Raw genomic sequence first — 23,669 nt, forward strand, 5'->3', positions numbered from 1 at the left:
AGATAAGTACCCGGATAAGGACACTTTTGTTATGACCTCTGTCGTTGTGGAGAACGAACTGGATGTACGTGGCCTCGGCTGCACGCTGTGGCGCGGCAAAGGCTGGATTATTGGCCTGGCGCTGCTGTTTGCGCTGCTGGCGTGGCTGGCTTCCATGTTAATGAAGCAATCCTGGAGCGCCACGGCGGTGACCGATCGGCCGACGGTGAATATGCTGGGCGCATTCTTTGTGCAGCAGCAGTTCCTCAATAATCTGGATGTGCGCAACGAGACCGTCAGCCTGAATACGCCAGCACCGACGGTGATGGATGAGGTCTATCAGGAGTTCACCATGCAGCTGGCGTCGTGGGATACGCGTCGCGATTTCTGGCTGCAGACTGATTACTATAAGAGCCGCAAAAGCGGTAATGCGCACAATGATGCCGCGCTGCTCGACGATCTGATCACCAACATTCAGTTCACCCCGGCCGATGCCACTCACAATACGCTGGATAACATTAAGCTGATTGCGGAGACCGCCGGCGACGCCAACAATCTGCTGCGGCAGTACATTGCCTATGCCAGCGAACGCGCCGCGCGCCATCTCAACGATGAGCTCAAAGGTGCGTGGCAGGCGCGCAGCGTGCAGCTGCAGGCGCAGGTCAGTCGTCAGCAGGAAGTGGCACAGGCGGTGTTTGATCGCCGTCGCCAGCGCATCGAGCAGGCGCTGAAAGTGGCCAGCCAGCAGGGCATCAAAGAGAACCGCGCGCCGGTCAGCGGTGAAGCGCTGCCGGACAGCGATCGCTTCCTGCTGGGGCAGCAGATGTTGCAGGCGCAGCTGGATACTCTGCAAGCCAGCGGACCTGCTTACGATTTAAGCTATGATCAAAACAGGGCGATGCTCAACACACTGCAGGCCGGGCCGCGCCTGGATAAACCGTTCCAGACCTACCGTTACCTGCGCACGCCGGAAGAGCCGGTCAGCCGCGATAGCCCACGTCGTCTGTTTATGATGGTGATGTGGGGCGCGATCGGTGCGCTGGTGGGTGCCGGCGTAGCGCTGGTGCGTCGTCCGCGTGCAACATTCGCCAACCGTCACTAAGAGAATCCGCGTGAAAGTTCTGACTGTATTTGGCACGCGCCCTGAAGCGATCAAAATGGCTCCGCTGGTGCAGGCACTGGCGCAGGATGCTGCCTTCGAATCGCGCCTGTGCGTGACGGCACAGCATCGTGAAATGCTTGACCAGGTACTGCGCCTGTTCCGGCTGCAGCCCGACTATGACCTCAATATTATGCGGCCCGAGCAGGGGCTGACCGAGATCACCAGCCGCATTTTGCAGGGTATGAAGACCGTGCTGGCAGACTTCCAGCCGGATGTCGTGCTGGTGCACGGCGATACCACCACCACTTTTGCCGCCAGCCTGGCCGCGTTTTACCATCAGATTCCGGTGGGCCACGTTGAGGCGGGTCTGCGGACCGGTAACCTGATGTCACCGTGGCCGGAGGAGGCCAACCGCACCCTGACCGGCCATCTCGCCAGCTATCACTTCACGCCGACAGAAAATTCCCGGCAAAACCTGCTGCGCGAAAATCTGCCCGATGCGCGCATTTTCGTCACCGGCAATACGGTGATCGACGCGCTGCTGTGGGTACGCGATCGGGTGCTGGATGATGCCGATCTCAATGCCCGCCTGGCGGCGCGTTACCCGTTCCTTGAGGCCGACAAAAAGCTGATTCTGGTTACCGGCCATCGGCGCGAAAGCTTTGGCGAAGGCTTTGAACGCATCTGCAGCGCGCTGGCGCAGCTGGCGCGTCAGCATCCGCAGCTGCAAATTGTCTATCCGGTGCACCTCAACCCTAACGTCAGTGAGCCGGTAAACCGTATTCTGAGCGGTATCAACAACATCATTCTGATTGAGCCGCAGGAGTACCTGCCGTTTGTCTGGCTGATGAATCGCGCCAGGCTGATTCTTACCGATTCCGGTGGCATCCAGGAAGAGGCGCCGTCGCTGGGCAAACCGGTGCTGGTGATGCGCGAAACCACCGAGCGGCCGGAAGCGGTCGCGGCCGGTACGGTGAAGCTGGTCGGCACCGACGTGAATAAAATTGTTGCTGAAGTCAGCCTGCTATTGCAGGACGACGAGGCGTGGCAGGCGATGAGCCGTGCGCACAATCCGTATGGCGACGGCCATGCCTGCGCGCGCATCCTGCAGGCACTTAAACAACACAGAGTTTAACTATGCGTTTTTCAACCATTTCCGTTATCGGACTGGGCTACATTGGGCTGCCGACGGCAGCCGTTTTTGCTTCGCACGGGAAACAGGTCATCGGCGTGGATATCAATGCGCGCGCGGTGGAAACCATTAATCGCGGCGAAATTCATATCGTCGAGCCTGAACTGGGCGACGTAGTACGTGCAGCGGTGCACAACGGCAACCTGCGCGCCACCACCCAGCCTGAAGCTGCCGACGCCTTTCTGATTGCCGTGCCGACGCCGTTTGTCGGCGATCATCAGCCGGATCTCAGCTACGTGCAGGCGGCTGCGCTGTCGATTGCGCCGGTGCTGAAGGCCGGCGATCTGGTAATCCTCGAATCAACTTCGCCGGTGGGCGCTACTGAACAGATGGCGCAATGGCTGGCGGCGGGGCGCCCGGATCTGCGCTTCCCGCAGCATGGCGAGCAGCCTGACGTGTTTATCGCTTACTGCCCGGAGCGCGTGCTGCCGGGGAAAGTGATGGTCGAGCTGCTGGAAAATGACCGCGTGATTGGCGGCATGACGCCGGCCTGTTCGGCGCGCGCCAGCGAGCTGTATCGCATTTTCCTGCGCGGCGAGTGTGTGGAAACTAACGCGCGCACCGCAGAGATGTGCAAGCTGACGGAAAACAGTTTCCGCGATGTGAACATCGCCTTTGCCAACGAACTGTCGCTGATCTGCGCCGAACAGGGGATCAACGTGTGGGAACTGATTGCGCTGGCGAACCGCCATCCGCGCGTCAATATCCTGCAGCCGGGACCGGGCGTTGGCGGCCACTGCATTGCGGTCGATCCGTGGTTTATCGTGGCGCAAAACCCGCAGCAGGCACGGCTGATCCGAACCGCGCGTGAGGTCAACGATGCCAAGCCGGGCTGGGTGCTGGATCAGGTTAAACAGGCGCTGGCCGAGTGCCTGACGGCCAGCGGCAAGCGTGCCACGGACGTGACTATCGCCTGCTTCGGTCTGGCATTCAAACCTAATATCGATGACCTGCGTGAAAGCCCGGCGATGTCGGTGGCGCAGCGTATTGCGGGCTGGCACAGCGGCCGCACCTGGGTGGTCGAGCCGCATGTGGCGGATATTCCGCCGCAGCTCGCCGAACGCGCTACGCTGGTGTCGCTGGCTGATGCCCTGCAACACGCCGACATCCTGGTGATGCTGGTCGATCATGCGCAGTTCCGCGCCGTCACCCCTGAACAGGTGACGCAGCCGTGGATTGTGGATACCAAAGGAGTCTGGCGATGAAACAGTTTTTAGTCACCGGCGGCGCCGGTTTTATTGGCTCCGCGCTGGTGCGCTTCCTGATTGCCAATACCGACCACCGGGTGGTGGTGGTGGATAAGCTGAGCTATGCCGGCAATCTGGCGTCGCTGGCACCGGTTGAGCAGGATGCACGCTTTGCTTTTGAGCAGGTCGATATCTGCGACCGCGCCGCGCTGGATCGCGTGCTGGCGCAGTACCAGCCGGACTGCATCATGCATCTGGCGGCAGAGAGTCACGTGGACCGCTCGATTGACGGGCCAATCGCCTTTGTCGAAACCAATATTGTCGGCACCTACCAGCTGCTGGAGGCGACGCGCCATTACTGGAACGGCATGACGGATGAGCGCAAGAAAGGCTTCATCCTGCACCATATCTCCACCGACGAAGTGTTTGGCGATCTGCACGGCACGGAAGATTTCTTTACCGAAACCACGCCGTACGCCCCGAGCAGCCCTTACTCGGCGACCAAAGCCAGCAGCGACCATCTGGTGCGTGCGTGGCTGCGCACCTACGGACTGCCTGTGGTGGTCACCAACTGTTCCAACAACTACGGGCCTTACCATTTCCCGGAAAAACTGATTCCCCTCACCATTATCAATGCGCTGGCCGGTAAGCCGCTGCCGGTGTACGGCAACGGCAGCCAGATTCGTGACTGGCTGTATGTGGAAGATCACGCCCGCGCGCTTTACACCGTGGTCAGCAGCGGCAAAGTGGGCGAGACCTACAACATTGGCGGCCACAACGAGCGGCGCAATATTGAGGTGGTGGAGACGCTGTGTGATTTGCTGGATGAGCTGGCACCGCAACAGCGCGCTGCCGGGCTGAGCAGCTACCGGGAACTGATCACCTTTGTTCACGATCGTCCCGGCCACGACCTGCGCTATGCCATTGATGCCAGTAAAATCGCCCGTGAACTGGGCTGGACGCCGCAGGAAACATTCGACAGCGGCATCCGCAAAACCGTGCAGTGGTATCTGGCCAATCCGCAGTGGTGGCAGGCGATTCTCAACGGCAGTTATCGCGGCGAGCGTCTGGGCTTAGCCACCCCGCGTTAAGCACGCATGCAGGAGGAGCAACGATGAAAGGTATCATCTTAGCCGGTGGCTCGGGCACGCGCCTGCACCCGATAACCCGGGCGATATCCAAGCAGCTGCTGCCGGTGTACGACAAACCGATGATCTACTATCCGCTGTCGGTGCTGATGCTGGCGGGGATTCGCGACATTCTTATTATTACCACGCCGGACGATCGCGCCCATTTTGAGCGGCTGCTGGGGGATGGCAGTGAATTTGGCCTGCAGCTGCAGTATGCCGAGCAGCCGAGCCCGGATGGCCTGGCGCAGGCCTTTATCATCGGCGAATCCTTTATTGGCGACGACAGCTGTTGTCTGGTGCTGGGCGACAATCTCTACTTCGGCCAGGGCTTCAGTCCGAAACTGAAAAAGGTGGCCGCACGCAGCCACGGTGCCACGGTCTTTGCCTATCAGGTCATGGATCCGGAACGTTTTGGCGTGGTGGAATTTGATGACGACTTCAACGCGCTGTCGATTGAAGAGAAGCCGCAGCAGCCGAAATCGCGCTGGGCAGTCACCGGCCTCTACTTTTACGATAACCGCGTGGTGGAGTTTGCGAAGCAGGTGCAGCCCTCGGCGCGCGGCGAGCTGGAAATTACCGCCATCAACCAGATGTATCTGGAGCAGGGCGAACTGGCGGTGGAGCTGTTGGGGCGCGGCTTTGCCTGGCTGGACACCGGCACCCACGACAGCCTGATTGAGGCCAGCGTGTTCGTGCAAACGGTGGAGAAACGCCAGGGCTTTAAAATTGCCTGCCTCGAAGAGATTGCCTGGCGCAACGGCTGGCTGAGCGATGAGCAGCTGCTGGCAGCGGCACAGGCGTTGACCAAAACCGGCTACGGCCAGTATCTGCTGGATATTCTGCATGCCCGTCCGCGTCAGTATTGATCCCCTTGCGTGGGAGAGCGACTTCTTCCGCTGCGCCACGGCGCGGCTGACGCTGGATGGCGATGTGCCGCTGGCCGAGGCGCTGCAGCAGCCTTACACGCTGTGGCAGGTTAAGGTGCCGGCGCAGGACAGCGCGGCGATAGATGCGCTGAGCCAGTATGGTTTTCAGCTGGTGGAAGGCGAAGCGGATCTGGCGATCAATATCAAACGCACCGAACGGCAGACCGGCGTGCGCATCGCGCGCGAAGCGCAGATCCCGCAGCTGCGCGCGGCAGCGGGCCAGGCGTTTAGCCAGAGCCGTTTTCGTGCCCCCTGGTTTGACGCTGAAGACAGCGGCCGCTTCTACGCACAGTGGATTGAGAACGCGGTGCGCGGCACTTTTGATCATCAGTGTCTAATCGCCTGCGACGAGCAGGGCGCGCTGCAGGGTTTCGTCTCCATGCGCGAAGTCGCCGGTGACGCGCGTATCGGTCTGCTGGCGGTGCTGCCGGCGGTGCAGGGCAACGGCGTCGGGCAGCGTTTGCTGCTGGCGGCAGCCGACTGGGGCCGGGTGCGCCAGCTCGAACGTCTGCGGGTCGCAACCCAGCTCAGCAATCTTACGGCGATGCGCCTCTATTTACGCAGCGGTGCCCGGCTGGAAAGCACCGCCTACTGGTTTTACAGGAAAGCCTGATGATCCCATTTAACGCGCCCCCGGTTGTGGGCACCGAAGTTGACTATATGCAGTCGGCGATGGCCAGCGGCAAGCTGTGCGGCGACGGCGGTTTTACCCGGCGCTGTCAGCAGTGGATGGAGCAGCATTTTGGCAGCAAAAAAGTGCTGCTGACGCCCTCGTGCACCGCTTCGCTGGAGATGGCCGCGCTGCTGATCGATATCCAGCCCGGCGATGAAGTGATCATGCCGAGCTACACCTTTGTCTCCACCGCCAACGCCTTCGTGCTGCGCGGCGCCACCATTGTATTTGTCGACGTGCGCCCGGATACGCTGAATATCGACGAAACGCAGATTGAAGCGGCAATCACGCCGAAAACGCGCGCCATCGTGCCGGTACATTACGCGGGCGTGGCGTGCGAGATGGATACCATCATGGCGCTGGCGGCAAAGCACCAGCTGTATGTGATTGAAGATGCGGCGCAGGGCGTGATGTCGCAGTACAAAGGGCGCGCGCTGGGCACTATCGGCCATATCGGCTGCTTTAGCTTCCATGAGACGAAAAACTACACCGCCGGCGGTGAAGGCGGCGCCACGCTGATCAACGAGGCGAAACTGATCGAGCGTGCGGAGATCATCCGCGAAAAAGGCACCAACCGCAGCCAGTTCTTCCGCGGACAGGTGGATAAATATACCTGGCGCGATATTGGTTCCAGCTACCTGATGGCGGATTTGCAGGCGGCTTATCTGTGGGCGCAGCTGGAAGCGGCGGAACGCATCAACCAGCAGCGTCTGCGCCTGTGGCAAAACTATTACGACGCGCTGCAGCCGCTGGCAGCCAGCGGGCGCATTGCGTTACCGGCGGTGCCGGCCAGCTGCCGTCACAACGCCCACATGTTCTATCTCAAATTGCGCGATAGCGAGGATCGCCAGGCGCTGATTAACTGGATGAAGGAAGCGGAGATCCTCACCGTGTTCCACTATATCCCGCTGCACTCCTCACCGGCCGGCACGCGTTTTGGCCGCTTCCACGGCACGGATGCGTTCACTACGCGCGAGAGCGAGCGCCTGCTGCGGCTGCCGCTGTTCTACAACCTGTCGGACAACAACCAGCGTACGGTAATCAGTTCGCTGCTGAGCTTCTTTGCCTGATGTCGTTAGCCAGAGCCTCAGTGTGGACCGCCTCGTCCACGCTGGTAAAAATTGTCGCTGGCCTGCTGGTGGTGAAACTGCTGGCGGTGAGCTTCGGCCCCGAGGGCGTCGGCCAGGCGGGTAACTTTCGCCAGCTGATTACCGTGCTCGGCGTGCTGGCCGGCGCGGGTATCTTCAACGGCGTAACCACCTATGTCGCGCAGTTCCGCCAGCAGCCGGCACAGCTGCGTGCCGTGACCGGCACCGCGTCGGCAATGGTGCTGGGGTTTTCCACGCTGCTGGCGCTGCTGTTCCTGCTGGCGGCGGAGCCCATCAGCCGGGCGCTGTTTGGCCACGCCGCCTGGCAAAATGTGGTGCGTATCGTCGCCTTTTTGCAGCTGGGCATTGCCTGGGCCAACCTGACACTGGCGCTGCTGAAAGGTTTTCGCGATGCGCGCGGTAACGCGCTGGCGCTGATCGCCGGCAGCCTGATCGGCGTGGTGGGTTATGTGCTGTGCTGGTGGCTGGGTGGCTATGCCGGTGCGCTGGTCGGGCTGGCGCTGGTGCCGGCGCTGCTGGTCGGGCCGGCGCTGTGGATGCTGCGACGCCACCGCGAGGAACTGCCGCTGCGCTGGCTGATGCCGCAGTGGCAGCCGGCGCTGGCGCGTAATCTGGCCAAATTTACCCTGATGGCGCTGATGACGGCCGTGACCCTGCCGGTAGCCTGGGTGATGATGCGTAATCTGCTGGCGCAGCAGCAGGGCTGGGCACAGGTCGGTCTGTGGCAGGGCGTCACCAGCATCTCCGATGCGTATCTGCAATTTATCACCGCCACGTTCAGCGTCTGGCTGCTGCCAATGCTGGCGCGGCTGGAGCATAAAGCTGACATCGCGCGCGAAATTGGCCGCGCACTGCGCTTTGTGCTGCCGGCGGTGGCGGTGGCCAGCTTTTGCGTCTGGCTGCTGCGCGATGTCGCCATCTGGCTGCTGTTTTCCCCGCAGTTCAGCGCCATGCGCGATCTTTTTGTCTGGCAGTTGTGCGGTGACGTCTTTAAAGTAGGCGCCTATGTTTTCGGATACCTGGTGATCGCCAAAGCCTCACTGCGCTTTTATATTCTCACGGAAATCAGCCAGTTTGTGCTGCTGACCGCCTTTGCGCACTGGTTGATCCCACTGCACGGAACGGCGGGCGCGGCGCAGGCTTACATGGCGACCTACGTGCTCTACTTTGCCCTTTGCTGTGGCGCTTTCTTGATTTATTGCCGGAAAAAATGACGCTATTTCACGTGCTGGGCTCCGATATCCCGCATCACAATCACACGCTGCTGCGCTTCTTTAACGACGTCATGAGCGTTGAATCGCCCGCTGACGCGCCGCGTCAGTTTATGGTGGTGTCGGCCGCGCCGGATACCCTGCTGGCCTATCCTCAGCTGCAGATCGACGTGTATCCCAGCAAGCGCGCGCTGGCGCAGGCGGTGATCGCACGCGCCGCCGATCGCCGTCAGCGCTTCTTCTTTCACGGCCAGTTCAATCCGCGCCTGTGGCTGGCGCTGCTCAGCGGCAAGCTGCGGCGACAGCAGGCGTTCTGGCACGTCTGGGGCGCCGATCTCTACGAAGAGGGCGCCGGGCTGAAGTACCGCCTGTTTTATCTGCTGCGGCGTATCGCCCAGGGGCGCATGGCGCAGGTGTTTGCCACGCGCGGCGATCTGCACTTTTTCCAGCAGCGCCATCCGCGCGTACCCACTTCGCTGCTCTATTTTCCAACGCGTATGCCGGAGGCCGCGATACCCGCACCTGCCGCCAGCGACAGCTTTACCATTCTGCTCGGCAACTCGGGCGATCGCAGCAACCGGCACATTGAAGGATTGCAGGCGATTCGCCGCCAGTTTGGTGAGCAGGTTAACGTGGTGATCCCGCTCGGTTATCCGGCCAGCAACTATGAGTACATCGATGAGATTGATGCCGCCGCGCAGCGCCTGTTTCCGCGCGGCCAGGTAACGCTGCTGCGCGACAAAATCGACTTCACAGCCTATCTGCAATTGCTGAGTCGCTGTCAGCTCGGTTATTTTATGTTCGAGCGTCAGCAGGGCATCGGTACGCTGTGCCTGCTGATTCAGGCCGGCATTCCGTTTGTGGTTAACCGCAAGAATCCGTTCTGGCGTGATCTGAGCGAGCAGGGGCTGCCGGTGTTATTTAGCGCTGATGCGCTGGATCGCATGCGCGTGGCGGAGGCGCAGCGTCAGCTGGCGCAGTGCGATCGTTCCGCTATCGCCTTTTTTGCCCCGGGCTATCTGGCGGGATGGCGCCACGCCCTGGCGGAGAGTGAAAGGGAGTCGACATGAGCCTGCTGCAGTTTAGTGGTCTGCTGGTGGTGTATCTGTTTTCGCTGGGCTTCATTCTGACGCTGACCTGGCGCGAATTTAAACGGGTGCGTTTTAATTTCCACCTGTTCTTTACCCTGCTGTTTTTGCTGACCTTTTACTTTGGCTTCCCGCTGACCAGCGTGCTGGTATTCCGCTTTAACGTCAGCGTGGTGCCGGCAGACTATCTGCTGCAGGCGCTGCTGGCCGCCACCAGTTTCTACGCCATCTATTACGTCAGCTACAAAGTGCGGCTGCGGCCTGCGCAGGCGGCGCCGCGCAAACCCTGGCTGACGATGAACCGGGTGGAAACCCATCTGACCTGCCTGCTGCTGGCGCTGGTGGCGGTGGGAACCGTCACGGTGTTCTTTATGCATAACGGCCTGCTGCTGTTCCGGCTGTCGGCCTATAACCAGATCTTCTCCAGCGAAGTGTCCGGCGTGGCGCTCAAGCGTTTCTTCTACTTCTTCATTCCGGCGATGCTGATCCGCTATTTCCTTAATCCTACCCAGCGCCAGTGGCTGCTGTTTTTGCTGATCACGGTGGCGTTTGGTCTGCTGACCTATGCGCTGGTGGGCGGGACGCGCGCCAATATCATCATCGCCTTTGCGCTGTTCCTGTTCATCGGCATTACGCGCGGCTGGATTACGCTGTGGATGCTGGTGGGGGCCGGCGTGATGGCGATTGGCGGCATGTTCTGGCTGGCGCTGCGTCGTTACAATCTCGACGTGGTGGGTGATGAAGCGTTTTACACGTTTCTCTATCTGACGCGCGACACCTTTTCGCCGTGGGAAAACCTTGCGCTGCTGCTGCAGAATTACGACAAAATCGATTTTCAGGGGCTGGCACCGATCTGGCGTGATTTCTACGTGTTTATCCCGGGCTGGCTGTGGCCGGATCGGCCATCGATGGTGCTCAACAGCGCCAACTATTTCACCTGGGAAGTGCTGAATAACCACTCCGGGCTGGCGATTTCGCCCACGTTGCTCGGTTCGCTGCTGATCATGGGCGGCGCAGGCTTTATTCCCCTTGGGGCGATAGCGGTCGGGCTGTTGATGAAAGGGTTTGATTCTCTCTACCAGCAGGGGCGCGAAGCCGGCAACCGCTACAGCGGTGCCATTTTGCAAAGCTTCTGCTTTGGCGCGGTGTTCAATATGATCGTGCTGGCGCGCGAAGGGCTGGATGCATTCGGCTCGCGCGTGGTGTTCTTTTGCCTGATTTTCGCCGCCTGCGTTGGGCTGGCGAAGTTACTTTTCTGGCTGTTAGCGCGTGCCGGGCTGATTCGCCCGCGCGCGGAGCCAGTTTTATCGCGCTCTGCTTAACCTCCGGGCCTGACGGGAAATACCGACCATGGAAACCGATCATCCGCGTTATACCCTGCGCGGCATCGATTTACACGCTTTCGCCGATATGGCGAGCTTTCTTCACTTTCTGCTGCCGGACGGCAAGCCGCGCAGCGGCACGCTGGTGGCGATCAACGCCGAAAAGATGCTGACGCTGGAAGAGGATGCCCAGCTACGCGCGCTGATCGCCGCCGCGGAGATCAAATACCCGGACGGCATCAGCATTGTGCGTTCGCTGCGAAAAAAATACCCGCAACTGACGGTGAACCGCATCGCCGGCGCCGATCTGTGGGAAGCGCTGATGGAACAGGCGGGCCGCAGCGGTATTCCGGTGTTTTTAATCGGCGGGCGTGAGCAGGTGCTGCAGGAAACCTGCGATAAATTACGCCGTCAGTGGAACGTCAACATCGTGGGCAGCCAGAACGGCTACTTCGCCCCTGCCGAACGCGAGGCGCTATTTGCGCGCATCGCCGCCAGCGGGGCGCAGATTGTGACCGTGGCGCAGGGATCGCCGCGCCAGGAGCTGCTGATGCGCGACTGTCGCGAACACTGGCCGCACGCGCTATATATGGGGGTCGGCGGCACCTATGATGTCTTTACCGGCCACGTCACGCGTGCGCCACGCATCTGGCAGCAATTAGGGCTGGAGTGGCTGTATCGCCTGATACGCCAGCCATCACGCTGGCGCCGTCAGTTAAAACTGCTGAAATATTTACGCTATCACTGGCGCGGCGATCTGTAACGCGGCAGGAATAGTGCTGTAATTCCGGCAGGTTAAGCAGGCAAATTGCGTTATTTATCGACGGAATGCACAAAGCGTAAGCAAACGCGATTTTTTTATGAAAAAGCACTGGACAGCCTGGAGTCAAATACGTAGTATGCCCATCCGCAACGGCGCTACGCGCCCGTAGCTCAGCTGGATAGAGCGCTGCCCTCCGGAGGCAGAGGTCTCAGGTTCGAATCCTGTCGGGCGCGCCATTTAGTTTGTGCGCAAGAGCTTCGGTGGTTGGTTTAACCGCGTTATGCAGTGCATTAAGTAAGCGGTTACGCTTACGCACCAGAATTATGGTGGCTATAGCTCAGTTGGTAGAGCCCTGGATTGTGATTCCAGTTGTCGTGGGTTCGAGTCCCATTAGCCACCCCAGATTTTGCTGGGACATGCGAAGGTGGCGGAATTGGTAGACGCGCTAGCTTCAGGTGTTAGTGTTCTTACGGACGTGAGGGTTCAAGTCCCTCTCTTCGCACCAGGCAAAACAAGTAAGCAGTAACAGGCAGTAAAAAATCGGCGAGTAGCGCAGCTTGGTAGCGCAACTGGTTTGGGACCAGTGGGTCGGAGGTTCGAATCCTCTCTCGCCGACCATCATTTAAGAAACCTGCTTTGCAAAAAGCAGGTTTTTTTTCGTCTGTAGCAAAAGAGGATGAGAACCTCCGAAGGAGGTTTGAGCCGAGCGTAGCGAGACAACGTTGCGTCAGCAACGGCCCGCAGGGCGCTTCTCGCAGAGAAGCGTAATCCTCTCTCGCCGACCATCATTTAAGAAACCTGCTTTGCAAAAAGCAGGTTTTTTTTCGTCTGTAGTAAAAGAGGATGAGAATCTCTGCAGGAGGTTTGCGCCGGGCGCAGCGAAGGAAGAGCAGTCGGGGAGTTGTCGCTATTAAGCGACACCTAACCTGCTGATTTTTAAAAGCCTTACCTTTCCTTGCACAGCCTGTCGCTCAGCGGAGACAGCTTTAAAACGGTCTGTCGCGTTTTCGCGACATCGTAACCGCTGTTAGCAGGCCGGGATTATCTAACTGACTGATATAAAATAACTTCTCGTGATTCATGCCATTCTGGCACGCTTTGTGCAATAATCTCGGCGTAGATGCTCATTCCACCTCTTATGTTTGCTAATGCAACATAAACCTGGGAATGATGCAGAGCCCCTTACGGTATCCGTTGTCCAGCTGGCAGTAACGTGCACGCGCTACTGCAGTAAGAAGGACATTACGTTGAGTCGGATACCATCAGTTGTCTTACCGACCTGATCTTACACCTGCTTCTGGCAGGTGTTTTTTTATCTGCCGTTCACGGATTGATGCCGTATTCCCTGCACGCTCTTTCAGGCAAAAAAAAGCCGGGACTGGCCCGGCGTGCACAAAAATAACAACTGTAAAATCAGGCTCCAGGATTGTTCTTCAGCGTCAGTAACAGACCTTCGCGACGCATTTTAGCCGCGTCTTCCGGGCGATGCAGGCGATCGTAAACGTCCGCCAGCCAGGCATAGTCAAAGCCATCCGGACGCTGTGCCAGCGCCTGCTGGAAGGCTTCTGCGGCCTGCTGCCATTCACCGTGGCGCATCAGCAGCTGGCCGAGCGTGCTGTGCAACAGCGGCGTGGCGCCGTGCTGCTTGATCTGCTGACGCAGCGCTTTCTCCAGCGCCTGCGGGTCACCGCTTTTGATACGCGGCATCAGCAGCACCAGCCGATCGTCATACTGACGCTTCAGCCCTTCCAGCACGATGCTTTGCGCGGTGTCCGGATCGTCGCACTCGATCAAATGCTCAGCCATCGCCACCTGCAGCGGGGTCTCCTGGCGGGTTTTGCGACTCTGGTTCTGCCACCATTTTTTCAGGCCTTCGCTGCCCTGATCGGCCATGGCCTGATTCATCAGACCCAGCCATGCCTGCTGCTGCAGCGCGTTACGCTGGTTCTCATCGTTAATCTGCGCCTTCTGCATAGAGGGCAGGATATCCAGCAGTGCGCCCCAGGCGCCGGTGCGGATATAAGCCTGCTCGGCCAGACGCAGCACTTCCGGATGGCGCGGCGCCACTTCCAGCAGGCGATCGATACCGTGACGTGCGGCGTGATCTTCGTTACGCGCCAGCTGCAGGCGCACGCGGGTGATCTCAACCGGAATGGTATCGTTCTCGGAAAGCTCAGAGGCGCGCTCCAGATGCTGGTTAGCACGGATTTCATCGCCACGCTGCTGCGCTGCTTCCGCCGCCAGCAGATAGTTCGCCACCGGCTGATCGGCGTGATCGGCATTCTTTGACAGCAGCTTTTCTACCTGACGATAATCGCCTTCCGCCAGCTTCATCAGCGCGCTTTGCGTGTGACGCTGGGCGCTGCGACGTTTCCGCCCGGTGAACCAGCCGCGGGTGCGGGCGCCGGTGCGGAACAGGCGACGCAGAATCCATTCGACCAGCAGAATCACCAGCAGGCTGAGAATCAGGATGATGGCCAGACCGGTGACGCTGGTCTCAATGTTCCAGTTATCGGTCTGGATCAGCACGTAGCCCTGATGGCCGGCAACCATCGGCCCCAGCACAATGCCGGCAATCAGCAGCAGGAAAAGCACCAATACTTTCAGCATGGTTAGCCTCCCTGTTGATCAGCCGCAGCCGATGGCTGCGCCAGCAGATTGCGCACGCGCGTTTGCATCAGTTTTTCCAGCAGCGCCTGGCTCTCCAGCGTGTCCGGCACGTCCATCGAAATACTCTGCTGACTGAGCTCGTCGAGCTGGGCGAGGAAGGCTTTGGTCGCCGCATCGTTAGTGTCGTACCAGGCACGCACCCAGGTGGATACCGCATCGATGGACTGTTTGTAGATCTCATCCTGATGGCGCGGCACCGCCTGCGCGGCAATCAGCAGACGTGAACGGATATTTTCGCGCAGATAAACATCCTGATTCGGTGCCAGCAGCGGCTGCGCGGTGTTATCGCGGCGGCGGATGGTGATGAAATCATCCATGAAGTTGTGCCAGCTCTTCACCAGATTCTGACGCCACTCGTGCAGCGAGCTGGAGAGCTCACCGCTGTCGGCATCCATCGGCGACTCATCGCTGTCGTTATCGGCCAGACGCAGATTATCCACGCCGTTCGACAACTGGTTCAGCTTGAGGATGATGCCGTCGTAGTCCACCTGGCTGACCGCCGCCAGTGAACTGATGTCCTGAGTCAGCGCGCGGCGCACGTTCATGATGCTGGGATCGTTCATCTCCGCCAGGCTGCTGTCCGCGCTTTTCAGCAGCGCTGCCGCGGTGGTGACGTCCTGATCGCTCCACAGTTTGCGACCCGCCAGTTTGACGAGGTAGTCGGCCTGCGCCAGCAGCCAGGTGCGGGTATCGTTGCCGGAAATAGTGGCCACTTTTTCACGCAGCGTCTCCAGCTCTTTCGCGCTGTTATCCTGCTGGCTGCGCGCTTCCTGCAGCGCGGTATTGGCGTCCGCCAGCTGCTGCGAGAGCTGTTGTTTATCGCTGCCCAGTTGCTGCTGCAGGGCGCTCAGCTGCTCGCTCAGGTTCTGGTTAGTCTGAGCCTGTAAGTCGGCCTGGTGTTTCCCATTCAGGTAAAGTCCCGCGCCAATCGCCAGTGCAATGACAATTGCCACCGCGCTCAGCACCTTGCCGTCGCTCTTTTTCGCGCGAGGCGGCTGGCTGGCTGGCGTCGGGGAAGTGTCCGCAGGGGTGGTTTCTTCAACCATGGCGGAGGAGTCTTTTTGTTCCGTCATTGTGGCTCATCCCAATGTTAAGTTCAGCGTAACGCACGCAGCAGCGCGTCGTTATCCGCACCATCGGCTACCTCAATCTCCTGCCAGCCTAATTCGGCGGCCTGGGTAGCCAAACGTTCACTGACGACCAGTAGTCGACAGTGCAGCAGCCATTCCCGCCGATCGATTGGCGGAAACAGCGCAAACAGTTGTTGTAACATTTCACCGCTGGTCACCACCAGCGTGGTAATACCGCGATCGCGCCAGCGACGGCCTTCAATCGCGCCGTCGTACTGCTTTTCACAGCGCTGATAGCACTCACAGTATTGCACGTCCGCGCCGCGGGCGATCAGCGTCTCCGCCAGCAGTTCTCGGCCCGGACTGCCGCGCAGAATCAGCGCACGCTTGCCGCTGACCTGCTGCAGGCGATTCAGTCGCACCAGCTCTTCGCTGGTTTCCCGCGCATGCGGATAGTCAACTTTCAGATTACTGACGGTGTGCAGCGCCAGCGCGGTGCTGCGACCAATGGCATAATAGTCGAGAAATGCCGGCCACGCGCTGCGCTGCTGCTGTAAAGCGGGCTGGGCAAAGTGCACCACCTGCTGCGACAGCAGAAATACCAGGTCACCGGGCTGCAGGGCGGCCAGCTTTAGCGGCAGTTGAGAGAGATCGCGACCCGGCGTGAATTCAATCAGCGGAAACGACCACGCCAGTTTGCCCTGGCTGCGCAGGCGCGCGACCAGTTCGCTGGCGGCGGGTTCCGGACGGGTCACGAGGATAGTCATGCGGGCGGCTGTCCCTGATAAACTTCACGCAGAATGTCACGTGCACCGCCGTCCAGCAGCTCTTCGGCCAGTGAGATCCCCATCTGTTCGGCCTGTTCACGCGGGCCGCGGCGTTCGCCCACCACCATCTGGCTGCCATCCGGCGCACCGACCAGGCCGCGCAGCCAAAGTTGATCGTCTTCCAGCACGGCAAAACTGCCGATCGGCACCTGACAGCCGCCTTCGAGACGGGTATTCATGGCGCGCTCGGCGCGCACGCAGACGGCTGTGTCGCTGTGGTTTAGCGCCTGCAGCAGCGTAATTAACGGCTGATCGTCAAGGCGGCACTCAATGCCGACCGCGCCCTGGCCCACCGCCGGCAGGGAAAACTCCGCCGGCAACGCCTGGCGAATGCGATCTTCCAGTCCAAGGCGTTTCAGTCCGGCGGCAGCAAGAATGATGGCGTCATACTCGCCGGCGTCCAGTTTGCTGAGACGCGTACCGACGTTACCGCGCAGCGAGCGAATCACCAGATCCGGGCGCCGTGCGCTGATCTGGCACTGGCGACGCAGGCTGGACGTGCCGACCACCGCGCCCTGCGGCAGCGCGTCGATCGAGGAATAATGATTCGAGACGAACGCGTCGCGCGGATCTTCGCGCTCGCAGATGGTCACCAGTCCCAGACCGTCGGGAAAATCGACCGGCACATCTTTCATGGAATGCACCGCCATATCGGCACGGTTTTCCAGCATCGCCAGTTCAAGCTCTTTGACAAACAGTCCTTTGCCACCCACTTTCGCCAGCGGCGTATCAAGGATGACATCACCTTTGGTGACCATCGGCACCAGCTCAACCTGCAAGCCGGGATGCGCAGCCATCAGGCGCTGTTGGACATATTGTGCCTGCCACAAGGCAAGCGGGCTTTGCCTGGTAGCAATTCTGAAAATTTTGTTTAACATGCTGTTAACCATTTTGATCGTTCATCGATTATCCTATCATTGATAGGGGAATGCTGTCAGTTTCAACGGATTGACCAGGCTGCAATCTCAGACCGGAGCCCGCTTTTTACGGCGTCAGATTCTGAGGCTGGAGTCCGAAAATGCAGGGCTACGTTTGGAACGTGCTAAACTGTCAGGTAGCGCAACTTTCTTTACGGTCAATCTTCCAGGTGTTAGATTGATCACGTTTCCAGCAATAATTTGCCCGACATCTTTATTATTAAGCGGCAGATTTTGGAAACAGGGTGCTTAACACTGGGACAATCAGGCGAAACGTCTTGTACCTCTACATTGAGACACTGAAACAGAGACTGGATGCGATTAACCAGCTGCGTGTAGATCGCGCACTGGCTGCCATGGGACCTGCTTTCCAGCACGTCTACAGTCTGCTGCCAACATTACTGCATTATCATCATCCGCTGATGCCGGGTTACCTTGAAGGTAGCGTTCCCCATGGCGTCAGCTTCTTTGCGCCTGATGAAAACCAACAGCAGCTGTTGCAACAGTTAGCGGGCGACCATCCGCTCGACCTCAGCAGCGCGGTGAAGGGCGAACTGCCTATCACCGGCATCTACTCGATGGGCAGCACCTCGTCCGTCGGCCAGAACAGCGTCTCCGATCTCGACATCTGGGTATGCCATCAGTCATGGCTCGATAACGAAGAGCGTCTCAATCTGCAGCGCAAGTGTACGCTCCTGCAAAAATGGTGTGTGTCGCTGGGTGTGGAAGTCAGCTTCTTCCTGATCGACGAAAACCGTTTCCGCCATAATGAAAGCGGCAGCCTCGGCGGTGAGGACTGCGGTTCTACCCAACACATTTTACTGCTGGATGAGTTCTACCGTACCGCCGTGCGCATGGCGGGGAAACGCATTCTGTGGAACATGGTGCCTGGCGAAGAAGAACATCACTACGACGATTACGTGATGTCGCTCTATTCACAGGGCGTGCTGACGCCGAATGAGTGGCTGGATCTCGGCGGTCTCGGCACGCTGTCGGCGGAAGAGTATTTCGGTGCCAGCCTGTGGCAGCTGTATAAAAGTATCGATTCGCCGTACAAAGCGGTGCTGAAAACCCTGCTGCTGGAAGCTTACAGCTGGGAATACCCGAACACGCAGCTGCTGGCGATGGATATCAAACAGCGGCTGCACGACGGCGAAATTGTCTGCTTCGGTCTCGATCCCTACTGCATGATGCTGGAGCGCGTGACGCGCTATCTGACCAGCGTCGATGACACCGCGCGCCTCGACCTGGTGCGCCGCTGTTTTTACCTCAAAGTGTGCGAAAAACTCTCCAGCGAGGAGCAGCATCCGCGCGCGGGCTGGCGGCGTGAAATCCTGTCGCAGCTGGTGAAAGAGTGGGGCTGGGACGATGAGAAGCTGGCGGTGCTGGATAATCGCGCGCAGTGGAAAATCGAACGGGTGCGCGAGGCGCACAATGAGCTGCTGGATGCGATGATGCAGAGCTATCGCAACCTGATCCGTTTTGCCCGTCGCAACAATTTAAGCGTCAGCGCCAGCCCGCAGGACATCGGCGTGCTGACGCGTAAATTGTACGCCGCGTTTGAAGCGCTGCCGGGCAAAGTCACGCTGGTGAACCCGCAAATCTCGCCCGATCTGTCGGAAGAGAATCTGACCTTTATTCATGTGCCGGCCGGGCGCGCCAACCGTGCCGGCTGGTATCTGTATAACCAGTCGCCAGACATGAGCTCAATCATCAGCCATCAGCCGCTGGAATATAACCGCTATCTCAACAAGTTAGTGGCATGGGCGTGGTTCAACGGACTGCTGACGCGTAAAACCCGTCTGCACATCAAGGGCAACGAGTTCTGCGATCTGCCGCGCCTGCAGGAGCTGGTCAACGATGTGTCCAGCCACTTCCCGCTGCGCCTGCCGGCACCGACGCCGAAAGCGCTCTACAGCCCGTGCGAAATCCGGCATCTGGCGATCATCGTTAACCTCGAACACGATCCGACCTCGGCGTTCCGCAATCAGGTAGTGCACTTCGACTTCCGTAAGCTGGATGTGTTTAGCTTTGGTCAGCAGCAGCAGTGCCTGATCGGCAGCATCGATCTGCTGTACCGCAACTCATGGAACGAAGTGCGTACGCTGCACTTCAGCGGCGAGCAGGCGATGATTGAAGCGCTGAAAACCATCCTGGGCAAAATGCATCAGGACGCCGCACCGCCGGACACGGTGGAAGTATTCTGCTACAGCCAGCATCTGCGCGGCCTGATTCGTACCCGTGTGCAGCAGCTGGTGTCGGAATGCATTGAGCTGCGCCTGTCGAGCACGCGTCAGGAGCCGGGCCGCTTTAAAGCGCTGCGCATGGCCGGTCAGACCTGGGGTCTGTTTTTCGAACGCATGAGCGTCTCAGTGCAGAAGCTGGAAAACGCGGTCGAGTTTTACGGCGCGATTTCCAACAACAAGCTGCACGGTTTGTCGATCAAAGTTGAATCGAACCAGACGCCGCTGCCGCCGGTGGTCAACGGCTACGCCAGCGAAGGCATCATTCAGTTCTTCTTTGAAGACACCAGTGACGATCGCGGCTTCAACATCTATATCCTTGATGAAAGCAACCGGGTTGAGGTGTATCACCATTGCGAAGGCAGCAAAGAAGAGCTGGTGCGTGACGTCAGCCGTTTCTATTCGTCGTCGCACGATCGCTTTACCTACGGCTCGAGTTTTATCAATTTCAACCTGCCGCAGTTCTATCAGATTGTGCATGCCGGCGATCGCTTCCAGGTGATTCCGTTCCGCAGCCAGACGCTGACGCAGCTGTGCGCCACCCAGCCGGACAACGACAACGGCGACTTCCAGCCGCGCTACCAGATGCACTAAAGCCGCTGCGCTGTACGCAGTGGCCTGCCCCCGTTTCTGAACCTTCTGCCGGATATTTCCTGTTGCTTTTACAACGTCAACTGCGATGATAAGCAGCTGGGATTTGGATAAAAAGAGCAGACAGAATGATACGAGTGATGAGCCAGCTGGGTATGGCGCTGGCACTGGTCAGCCTGGTAGGCTGTGGCCTGAAAGGACCGCTGTATTTCCCGCCCAACGATCGGCCGCAACAGAAAAATCAGCCGGTGACTGAGCAGCAGCAGAAAGCGGCACAGGATGCGGATACCAGCGGCCTGGTCACCAGCAAACCGGCTGGCGTGCAGGCGAATTAAACCCGATGAGTCATCCGGCGGAGCAGAAAATGCAGTTCTCGAAAATGCACGGTCTCGGTAACGACTTTATGGTCGTCGATGCCGTGACGCAAAACGTCTTTTTTTCGCCGGAACTGATTCGCCGCCTGGCGGATCGGCATCTGGGGATCGGCTTCGATCAGTTGCTGATCGTCGAGCCACCTTACGATCCGGATCTCGATTTCCACTACCGCATCTTCAACGCTGACGGCAGCGAAGTGGCACAGTGCGGCAACGGCGCGCGCTGTTTTGCCCGCTTTGTTCGCCTCAAAGGGCTGACCAATAAAAGCGACATTCGCGTCAGCACTCAGACCGGCCGCATGGTACTGAGCGTCACCAGCGATGAGCTGGTACGTGTTAACATGGGCGAGCCCAACTTTGACCCGCAGCAGGTGCCGCTGCGCGCTAACAAGGCGGAAAACCTCTATCTGCAGCGCGTGGCCGAGCAGACCGTGATGTTTGGCGCGGTTTCAATGGGCAATCCACACTGCGTGATTCAGGTTGAAAGCGTGAAAACCGCCGCGGTGGAGACGCTCGGTCCGGCACTGGAGAGCCATGAGCGCTTTCCCGAGCGCGTGAACGTCGGCTTTATGGAAGTGGTCAATCCGGAACACATCCGTCTGCGCGTGTATGAACGCGGCGCGGGCGAAACCCAGGCGTGCGGCAGCGGCGCCTGCGCCGCAGTGGCCTGCGGCATTCAGCAGGGCATTCTGGCGGAGAAAGTGCGCGTCGATCTGCCCGGTGGCACGCTGCATATCGCCTGGAAAGGGGCCGGTCAGCCGCTGTTTATGACCGGGCCAGCCACACACGTCTATGATGGGTTTATTCATCTATGAAAAATATCGAAGAGCAGACCGACAGCGCGGTTTTGCTGGACGATCAGGCGGTGAGCGCCTGGCTGCGTCACAACCCCGATTTCTTTATTCGCAATGCGCGCCAGGTTGAGCAAATGATGGTGCCGCATCCGGTGCGCGGCAGCGTATCGCTGGTGGAGTGGCATATGGCGCGTCAGCGCAACCACATCCAGCAGCTGGAAGAGGAGATTACGCTGCTGATGGAGCAGGCAACCGCCAATCATCAGCTGTTCGATCGCCTGCTGGCGTTGCAGAGCCATCTCGCGGCGGCCGATAGCCTGCAGGAGATGCTGACGCGCCTGCATCGCTGGGCGCGCGAGCTTGGCCTGGCGGGCGCTAATGTGCGGCTGTTCAGCGACCGCTGGCGCATCGGCGCACCCTCCGATTTCACCCAGCTTGGTCTGTCACGCCAGGCGTTTGAGCCGCTGCGCATCCAGCGCTTTGGTCAGCAGCATCACTACCTTGGCAGCCTGAACGGACCGGAGCTGCTGCTGCTGCTGCCGCAGGCGAAAGCCGTCGGATCGGTGGCGATGTCGCTGATGGGCGAGCAGGGCGATCTCGGCGTACTGATCTTCAGCAGCCGCGACAACCAGCACTATCAGGCGGGCATGGGCACGCTGCTGCTGCAGCACCTGGCACAAATGCTGCCCGACCTGCTGTCTCGCTGGGTGGAGCGTGCATGAGCAGCGCCAGCCCGCTGTTGCCGGCCGTTGAGGGCTTTCTGCGCTATCTGAAAGTCGAACGCCAGCTCAGCCCGCTGACGCAAAAGAATTACCAGCGCCAGCTGCAGGCGCTTATCGCCATGGCGGATGACATGCACATTACCGCGTGGTCGCAGCTGGAACCGGCACAGGTGCGCAGTCTGGCGGCGCGCAGCCGGCGCGGCGGTCTCGGGGCCAGCAGCCTGGCGCTGCGCATGTCGGCGCTGCGCAGCTTTCTCGACTGGCAGGTCAGCCAGGGCATGCTGAGCGCCAATCCGGCGAAAGGCATCGCCACGCCGCGCAACGCACGGCATCTGCCAAAAAATATGGATGTCGACGAAGTCAGCCAGCTGCTGGAGATCGACCTCGACGATCCGCTGGCGGTGCGCGACCGCGCCATGCTGGAAACCATGTACGGCGGCGGTTTACGTCTCGCTGAACTGGTAGGCATCGACTGCCGTCATCTGGACCTGGAGAGCGGTGAAGTCTGGGTGCGCGGTAAAGGCAGCAAAGAGCGCCGCGTGCCGATTGGCGGCACCGCCGTCACCTGGCTGCAGCACTGGCTGCCGTTACGCAACAGCTTCGCGCCGCAGGATGATGCGGTTTTTGTGTCGACGCGCGGCAGCCGTATTTCGGCGCGCAATGTGCAGAAACGCTTCGCCGAATGGGGCATTAAGCAGGGCGTCGCCAGCCATATCCACCCGCATAAGCTGCGCCACTCGTTTGCTACCCATCTGCTGGAATCGAGCGGCGATCTGCGCGCAGTGCAGGAGCTGCTCGGCCACGCCAACCTCTCGACCACGCAAATCTATACCCACCTGGATTTCCAGCATCTGGCGTCGGTATACGATGCGGCACACCCGCGTGCCAAACGAGGAAAGTCTGAATGAAGTTTTATCGCCCGCTGGGCCCGATCAAAGCCATCACCTTCGATCTCGACGATACGCTGTATGACAACTATCCGGTGATCCGCAAAACCACGGCGGAATCGCACGCTGCACTGCAGGCGTATCACCCGGCGCTGCGCGAGTTTACGCCGGAAGATTATCAGGCGCTGCGCGATGAACTGCTGCTGCGTGAACCGGAAATTTATCACGATGTCTCTGAGTGGCGTCGCCGCTCGGTAGAGCTGGCGCTGCTCAACGCCGGACTGCCGGCCGCGCAAGCCAGCGCAGGTGCCCGCGACGTGATGAGCGTGTTTCATCAGTGGCGCAGTGCGGTGGAGATGCCAGAAGAGACGCATCAGACGCTGGCCTGGCTCGGCGAGCGCGTGCCGCTGGTGGCGATCACCAATGGCAACGCCGACCCGCAAAAGCTCGGTATTGATCACTACTTCCAGTTCGCGCTGCGCGCCGGTCCGCACGGCCGCGCCAAGCCGTGGCAGGATATGTACCATCTGGCCGCCGAACGGTTGGGCATTGCGCCGCAGCATATTCTGCACGTCGGCGATGACCTGACCACCGACGTCGCCGGTGCGCTGCGCGCCGGTCTGCAGGCGTGCTGGATCAACCTGCGTGACGGCAATCTGATGAAGATTGATGACGCGCGCCTGCTGCCACACGTGGAAATTCATCAGTTGGCATCGCTGACCTCGCTGCTATAATGGCTGTAAATTTATCCAGTCGTATTCTGTATTCTGCAACGCGCGGCCGTGCAGGCTGTGTGTCACCAGCCTGATCGCTTAGCTGATTACGCCCTCGCAGATGTCTGCCCTTGCCGCCTGGCGGCAACGCGAACGGTGCAGGATACGCATCCTACTTG

21 protein-coding genes, 4 tRNA genes and 1 other RNA gene are annotated in these 23,669 nt (G+C 59.7%); 22 read left to right on the forward strand and 4 right to left on the reverse strand.

Going from position 1 to position 23,669, the window contains the following annotated elements; translation table 11 throughout:
- Positions 1 to 31: 31 nt before the first annotated feature.
- The 16 genes from wzzE to OXR61_RS16850 all read left to right on the forward strand — a co-directional run bounded on the left by wzzE (position 32) and on the right by OXR61_RS16850 (position 12,467).
- Positions 32 to 1,081, forward strand: coding sequence for an ECA polysaccharide chain length modulation protein (gene wzzE, locus OXR61_RS16775; protein WP_021506989.1), 1,050 nt, complete (start codon positions 32 to 34; stop codon positions 1,079 to 1,081).
- Between the two features lie 10 nt (positions 1,082 to 1,091).
- Entirely contained in the window at positions 1,092 to 2,216 is a 1,125-nt protein-coding gene (gene wecB / locus OXR61_RS16780; protein WP_267412441.1) for a UDP-N-acetylglucosamine 2-epimerase (non-hydrolyzing), read from the forward strand.
- A gap of 2 nt (positions 2,217 to 2,218) precedes the next feature.
- A complete protein-coding gene (wecC, locus tag OXR61_RS16785) occupies positions 2,219 to 3,478 on the forward strand; it encodes a UDP-N-acetyl-D-mannosamine dehydrogenase (RefSeq protein WP_021506987.1) in 1,260 nt (419 codons plus the stop codon).
- Positions 3,475 to 4,551 (forward strand): dTDP-glucose 4,6-dehydratase, encoded by a 1,077-nt coding sequence (rffG, locus tag OXR61_RS16790; protein WP_021506986.1) that lies wholly within the window; start codon positions 3,475 to 3,477, stop codon positions 4,549 to 4,551. The genes wecC and rffG overlap by 4 nt, the downstream gene beginning before the upstream one ends.
- Before the next feature lie 23 nt (positions 4,552 to 4,574).
- Positions 4,575 to 5,456, forward strand: coding sequence for a glucose-1-phosphate thymidylyltransferase RfbA (gene rfbA, locus OXR61_RS16795; protein WP_021506985.1), 882 nt, complete (start codon positions 4,575 to 4,577; stop codon positions 5,454 to 5,456).
- Positions 5,434 to 6,129, forward strand: a complete 696-nt coding sequence (gene rffC / locus OXR61_RS16800; protein WP_021506984.1) for a dTDP-4-amino-4,6-dideoxy-D-galactose acyltransferase — start codon at positions 5,434 to 5,436, stop codon at positions 6,127 to 6,129. The genes rfbA and rffC overlap by 23 nt, the downstream gene beginning before the upstream one ends.
- Positions 6,129 to 7,259, forward strand: a complete 1,131-nt coding sequence (gene rffA / locus OXR61_RS16805) for a dTDP-4-amino-4,6-dideoxygalactose transaminase (RefSeq protein ID WP_021506983.1) — start codon at positions 6,129 to 6,131, stop codon at positions 7,257 to 7,259. Before rffC ends, rffA begins: the two co-directional genes overlap by 1 nt.
- Complete coding sequence (gene wzxE, locus OXR61_RS16810) at positions 7,259 to 8,512, forward strand: lipid III flippase WzxE (RefSeq protein ID WP_267412444.1); 1,254 nt, start codon at positions 7,259 to 7,261, stop codon at positions 8,510 to 8,512. Before rffA ends, wzxE begins: the two co-directional genes overlap by 1 nt.
- Entirely contained in the window at positions 8,509 to 9,579 is a 1,071-nt protein-coding gene (locus OXR61_RS16815; RefSeq protein WP_021506981.1) for a TDP-N-acetylfucosamine:lipid II N-acetylfucosaminyltransferase, read from the forward strand. Before wzxE ends, OXR61_RS16815 begins: the two co-directional genes overlap by 4 nt.
- On the forward strand, positions 9,576 to 10,919 hold the full coding sequence (gene wzyE, locus OXR61_RS16820) for an ECA oligosaccharide polymerase (protein WP_021506980.1): 1,344 nt from the start codon (positions 9,576 to 9,578) through the stop codon (positions 10,917 to 10,919). The genes OXR61_RS16815 and wzyE overlap by 4 nt, the downstream gene beginning before the upstream one ends.
- 28 nt (positions 10,920 to 10,947) lie before the next feature.
- Positions 10,948 to 11,682, forward strand: coding sequence for a lipopolysaccharide N-acetylmannosaminouronosyltransferase (gene wecG, locus OXR61_RS16825; RefSeq protein WP_021506979.1), 735 nt, complete (start codon positions 10,948 to 10,950; stop codon positions 11,680 to 11,682).
- A gap of 159 nt (positions 11,683 to 11,841) precedes the next feature.
- Positions 11,842 to 11,918, forward strand: a tRNA-Arg gene (locus OXR61_RS16830).
- 90 nt (positions 11,919 to 12,008) lie between these two features.
- A tRNA-His gene (locus tag OXR61_RS16835) sits at positions 12,009 to 12,084 on the forward strand.
- A 16-nt stretch (positions 12,085 to 12,100) separates the two neighbouring features.
- Positions 12,101 to 12,187, forward strand: a tRNA-Leu gene (locus tag OXR61_RS16840).
- Between the two features lie 36 nt (positions 12,188 to 12,223).
- Positions 12,224 to 12,300: transfer RNA gene (locus OXR61_RS16845), tRNA-Pro, on the forward strand.
- A 37-nt stretch (positions 12,301 to 12,337) separates the two neighbouring features.
- Positions 12,338 to 12,467: non-coding RNA, RtT sRNA (locus tag OXR61_RS16850), on the forward strand.
- Between the two features lie 628 nt (positions 12,468 to 13,095).
- Here the strand turns inward: OXR61_RS16850 and hemY are convergent.
- The 4 genes from hemY to hemC are packed head-to-tail and all read right to left on the reverse strand — an operon-like array spanning position 13,096 to position 17,127.
- The gene (gene hemY / locus OXR61_RS16855) at positions 13,096 to 14,292 is read right to left on the reverse strand and encodes a protoheme IX biogenesis protein HemY (RefSeq protein WP_021506978.1); all 1,197 of its coding nucleotides are present in this window, start codon (positions 14,290 to 14,292) and stop codon (positions 13,096 to 13,098) included.
- Between the two features lie 2 nt (positions 14,293 to 14,294).
- Complete coding sequence (gene hemX, locus OXR61_RS16860) at positions 14,295 to 15,425, reverse strand: uroporphyrinogen-III C-methyltransferase (protein ID WP_021506977.1); 1,131 nt, start codon at positions 15,423 to 15,425, stop codon at positions 14,295 to 14,297.
- 23 nt (positions 15,426 to 15,448) lie between these two features.
- On the reverse strand, positions 15,449 to 16,189 hold the full coding sequence (hemD, locus tag OXR61_RS16865) for a uroporphyrinogen-III synthase (RefSeq protein ID WP_021506976.1): 741 nt from the start codon (positions 16,187 to 16,189) through the stop codon (positions 15,449 to 15,451).
- Positions 16,186 to 17,127, reverse strand: coding sequence for a hydroxymethylbilane synthase (gene hemC, locus OXR61_RS16870; RefSeq protein ID WP_031279613.1), 942 nt, complete (start codon positions 17,125 to 17,127; stop codon positions 16,186 to 16,188). The genes hemD and hemC overlap by 4 nt, the downstream gene beginning before the upstream one ends.
- A 317-nt stretch (positions 17,128 to 17,444) precedes the next feature.
- On the opposite strand from hemC, the gene OXR61_RS16875 reads away from it, so the two are divergent.
- The 6 genes from OXR61_RS16875 to yigB all read left to right on the forward strand — a co-directional run bounded on the left by OXR61_RS16875 (position 17,445) and on the right by yigB (position 23,511).
- Positions 17,445 to 20,003, forward strand: a complete 2,559-nt coding sequence (locus tag OXR61_RS16875; protein WP_021506974.1) for a class I adenylate cyclase — start codon at positions 17,445 to 17,447, stop codon at positions 20,001 to 20,003.
- A 125-nt stretch (positions 20,004 to 20,128) separates the two neighbouring features.
- On the forward strand, positions 20,129 to 20,335 hold the full coding sequence (locus OXR61_RS16880) for a lipoprotein (RefSeq protein ID WP_022548017.1): 207 nt from the start codon (positions 20,129 to 20,131) through the stop codon (positions 20,333 to 20,335).
- Between the two features lie 29 nt (positions 20,336 to 20,364).
- Positions 20,365 to 21,189 carry a diaminopimelate epimerase gene (gene dapF / locus OXR61_RS16885; RefSeq protein ID WP_031279612.1) on the forward strand — a complete coding sequence of 275 codons (825 nt, stop codon included), beginning with the start codon at positions 20,365 to 20,367 and terminating at the stop codon, positions 21,187 to 21,189.
- The gene (locus OXR61_RS16890) at positions 21,186 to 21,890 is read left to right on the forward strand and encodes a DUF484 domain-containing protein (protein WP_021506972.1); all 705 of its coding nucleotides are present in this window, start codon (positions 21,186 to 21,188) and stop codon (positions 21,888 to 21,890) included. Before dapF ends, OXR61_RS16890 begins: the two co-directional genes overlap by 4 nt.
- Positions 21,887 to 22,798 carry a tyrosine recombinase XerC gene (gene xerC, locus OXR61_RS16895; RefSeq protein WP_021506971.1) on the forward strand — a complete coding sequence of 304 codons (912 nt, stop codon included), beginning with the start codon at positions 21,887 to 21,889 and terminating at the stop codon, positions 22,796 to 22,798. Before OXR61_RS16890 ends, xerC begins: the two co-directional genes overlap by 4 nt.
- Positions 22,795 to 23,511, forward strand: a complete 717-nt coding sequence (gene yigB / locus OXR61_RS16900) for a 5-amino-6-(5-phospho-D-ribitylamino)uracil phosphatase YigB (protein WP_021506970.1) — start codon at positions 22,795 to 22,797, stop codon at positions 23,509 to 23,511. The genes xerC and yigB overlap by 4 nt, the downstream gene beginning before the upstream one ends.
- The last annotated feature ends 158 nt before the right edge of the window (positions 23,512 to 23,669 follow it).

The sequence above is a fragment of the Pantoea sp. GM_Pan_4 genome, from assembly GCF_026541005.1.
Lineage (GTDB): Bacteria > Pseudomonadota > Gammaproteobacteria > Enterobacterales > Enterobacteriaceae > Pantoea > Pantoea dispersa.

Coding starts and splice junctions, on each gene's coding strand:
- wzzE (WP_021506989.1), top strand. CDS start 32: ATGACCTCTGTCGTTGTGGAGAACGAACTGGATGTACGTGGCCTCGGC.
- wecC (WP_021506987.1), top strand. CDS start 2,219: ATGCGTTTTTCAACCATTTCCGTTATCGGACTGGGCTACATTGGGCTG.
- rffG (WP_021506986.1), top strand. CDS start 3,475: ATGAAACAGTTTTTAGTCACCGGCGGCGCCGGTTTTATTGGCTCCGCG.
- rfbA (WP_021506985.1), top strand. CDS start 4,575: ATGAAAGGTATCATCTTAGCCGGTGGCTCGGGCACGCGCCTGCACCCG.
- rffC (WP_021506984.1), top strand. CDS start 5,434: ATGCCCGTCCGCGTCAGTATTGATCCCCTTGCGTGGGAGAGCGACTTC.
- rffA (WP_021506983.1), top strand. CDS start 6,129: ATGATCCCATTTAACGCGCCCCCGGTTGTGGGCACCGAAGTTGACTAT.
- wzxE (WP_267412444.1), top strand. CDS start 7,259: ATGTCGTTAGCCAGAGCCTCAGTGTGGACCGCCTCGTCCACGCTGGTA.
- OXR61_RS16815 (WP_021506981.1), top strand. CDS start 8,509: ATGACGCTATTTCACGTGCTGGGCTCCGATATCCCGCATCACAATCAC.
- wzyE (WP_021506980.1), top strand. CDS start 9,576: ATGAGCCTGCTGCAGTTTAGTGGTCTGCTGGTGGTGTATCTGTTTTCG.
- wecG (WP_021506979.1), top strand. CDS start 10,948: ATGGAAACCGATCATCCGCGTTATACCCTGCGCGGCATCGATTTACAC.
- hemY (WP_021506978.1), bottom strand. CDS start 14,292: ATGCTGAAAGTATTGGTGCTTTTCCTGCTGCTGATTGCCGGCATTGTG.
- hemX (WP_021506977.1), bottom strand. CDS start 15,425: ATGACGGAACAAAAAGACTCCTCCGCCATGGTTGAAGAAACCACCCCT.
- hemD (WP_021506976.1), bottom strand. CDS start 16,189: ATGACTATCCTCGTGACCCGTCCGGAACCCGCCGCCAGCGAACTGGTC.
- hemC (WP_031279613.1), bottom strand. CDS start 17,127: ATGTTAAACAAAATTTTCAGAATTGCTACCAGGCAAAGCCCGCTTGCC.
- OXR61_RS16880 (WP_022548017.1), top strand. CDS start 20,129: ATGATACGAGTGATGAGCCAGCTGGGTATGGCGCTGGCACTGGTCAGC.
- dapF (WP_031279612.1), top strand. CDS start 20,365: ATGCAGTTCTCGAAAATGCACGGTCTCGGTAACGACTTTATGGTCGTC.
- OXR61_RS16890 (WP_021506972.1), top strand. CDS start 21,186: ATGAAAAATATCGAAGAGCAGACCGACAGCGCGGTTTTGCTGGACGAT.
- xerC (WP_021506971.1), top strand. CDS start 21,887: ATGAGCAGCGCCAGCCCGCTGTTGCCGGCCGTTGAGGGCTTTCTGCGC.
- yigB (WP_021506970.1), top strand. CDS start 22,795: ATGAAGTTTTATCGCCCGCTGGGCCCGATCAAAGCCATCACCTTCGAT.